The 1,986-nt window shown below is 77.9% G+C and carries 3 protein-coding genes; 2 read left to right on the top strand and 1 reads right to left on the bottom strand.

All coding sequences use genetic code 11. The features are described from left to right. Positions 1-160: PDZ domain-containing protein (locus ACJA3G_RS35875; RefSeq protein ID WP_406557216.1), on the top strand; the 160-nt coding region annotated here is incomplete at its 5' end. A 479-nt stretch (positions 161-639) separates the two neighbouring features. On the opposite strand, the gene ACJA3G_RS35880 is transcribed toward ACJA3G_RS35875, so the two are convergent. Then, a complete protein-coding gene (locus ACJA3G_RS35880; RefSeq protein ID WP_406557214.1) occupies positions 640-849 on the bottom strand; it encodes a hypothetical protein in 210 nt (69 codons plus the stop codon). Positions 850-928: 79 nt separating this feature from the next. Here ACJA3G_RS35880 and ACJA3G_RS35885 point away from each other — a divergent pair. Next, a partial coding sequence (locus ACJA3G_RS35885) for a bifunctional adenosylcobinamide kinase/adenosylcobinamide-phosphate guanylyltransferase (RefSeq protein ID WP_406557215.1) occupies positions 929-1,986 on the top strand: 1,058 nt, incomplete at its 3' end.

Below are 1,986 nucleotides of genomic sequence, written 5' to 3' on the forward strand. Positions count from 1 at the left end.
GGCCGGGGACATCATCACCCGGCTCGGGGAGACCGACATCGGCACGATCACCTCCCTGTCGGAGGCACTGGCCACCGCCAAGCCCGGCCAGACCGTCCAGGTGACCTACAGCCGCGGCGGATCGGTGAAGACCACGACGGTCACCCTCGGCGAGATCTGAGACGGCGGGGGCGGGGCGGCGGCAGCCGGGAGCCTGGACGGCCGGAGCSGGGAGCCCGCACGGCCGGATCCGGAGCCGGGACGGCGGGCTCGGACGGCCGGAGCCGGGAGGCCGCACGGCCGGAACCGGGGCGGCCGGAGCCGGGAGCCCACACGGTCGGAGCCGGGACGGCCGGAACCGGGATGGCGGGAGCCGGGAGCCCGCACGGTCGGAGCCGGGACGGCGGGCCGGGACGGCGGGAGCCGGGAGCCCGCATGGCCGGATCCGGGGCGGCCGGAGCCGGGAGCCCACACGGCCGGATCTGGGGCGGCCGGAGCGGGGAGCCCGCACGGCCGGAACCGGGCGGCGGAGCCGGGAGCCCGCACGGTCGGATCCGGGACGCCTCCCGGTACACGGGACCGGCACACGGCCCGGTACACCGGCCCCGCGCGCGGCGGCGCCCGCGGACCGGGGAGGTCCGCGGGCGCCGCCCCGTGCCGTCAGTCCGCGTCGGCCTGCAGGCTCATCGGGCCGTAGATCTTCTTGCCGTCGTCGAAGAGGTGCACCTGGTCGGCCCCGCCCTCCAGCAGGTCCTTCCAGACCTCACCGATCCAGGACTCCGCGTCGCCCTGGGTCGTGAACTCCTCCGGTGCCACCGCCGGCTCGACCTCCGTCCCGTCGGACTTCTCGAATCGCCACGTCCACGCCATGTCCGCCTCCCGGGTCACGTTGCTGCCCGCAGCGTATCCGGGCGCGCACCGCCCGCGGTGACGCGGGAGGATCGTCTTCGTGGAACTGACTCTCCTCGGCACCGGCGCCCCCGACGGGCTGCCGCGCCCCGACTGCCCCTGCGCCGCGTGCGCCTCGGCCCGCGGTGACCAGGCGCGCGCCGCGACCGCCCTGCTCGTCGACGGCGCCCTGCTGCTCGATCTGACCCCCGGGGCGGCGCTGGCCGCCGCCCGGTCCGGGCACTCGCTCACGGGCGTACGGCAGGTCCTGCTCACCCATCCGCACGACGGGCCCGCGGTGGAGCTGCCGCCCGGGCTGCCCTCGGCCGGGCGGGTGCCGGACGGCCGGGTCCTGACGCTGATCAGCGGGCACCGGGTGCGGGCCGTGCCGATGGACGCCCCGGGCACGGGGTACGAGGTGACCTCGCCCGAGGGCGAGCGGCTGCTGTACCTGCCGCCCGGCGGGGCGCCGTCGGGGATGGCCGGGGCCCCGCACCCGTACGACATGGTGGTCTGCGACGTGCTGGGGCGGCCGGACGCGCTTGCCCGGCTGCGGGCGGCGGGCGCGGTGGGGGCCGCCACGGACGTGATCGCCGCGCACATCGGCCACGACGTGCCCCCCGGGCGCGAGTTGCGCCGCCGGCTGGCGGCGGCCGGGGCGCGGGCGGTGCCGGACGGGTCGACGCTGATCGTCGGGGAGTACCACGCGGTGCCCGATCTGCCGCGCCGCACCCTGGTGCTGGGCGGGGCGCGCTCGGGCAAGTCGGTGGAGGCCGAACGCCGTCTGGAGGCCTTCCCCGAGGTGGTGTACGTGGCGACGGGCGGCACCCGGGAGGGCGACCCGGAGTGGGCGGCCCGGGTCGGCCTGCACCGCGACCGGCGGCCGGGCGCCTGGCGTACGGAGGAGACCTGCGAGCTGGTGCCGCTGCTGGCCTCCGAGGGCCCCGCGCTGCTCGTGGACTGTCTGTCGCTGTGGCTGACCGACGCCATGGACCGGGCCGGGGCGTGGGAGGAGGAGAAGCTGCCGGGGGCGGTGCGCGAGCGGGTGGCCGAGCTGGTCGCGGCGGTGCGGGCGACGCAGCGGACCGTGGTGTTCGTCAGCAACGAGGTGGGGTCGGG

Source organism: Streptomyces sp. YS-3 (assembly GCF_045257485.1).
Classification (GTDB): domain Bacteria; phylum Actinomycetota; class Actinomycetes; order Streptomycetales; family Streptomycetaceae; genus Streptomyces.

What these genes read in the sequence shown, in the direction of transcription:
- ACJA3G_RS35880 (WP_406557214.1), bottom strand. Translation starts at nt 849, where the DNA reads ATGGCGTGGACGTGGCGATTCGAGAAGTCCGACGGGACGGAGGTCGAG.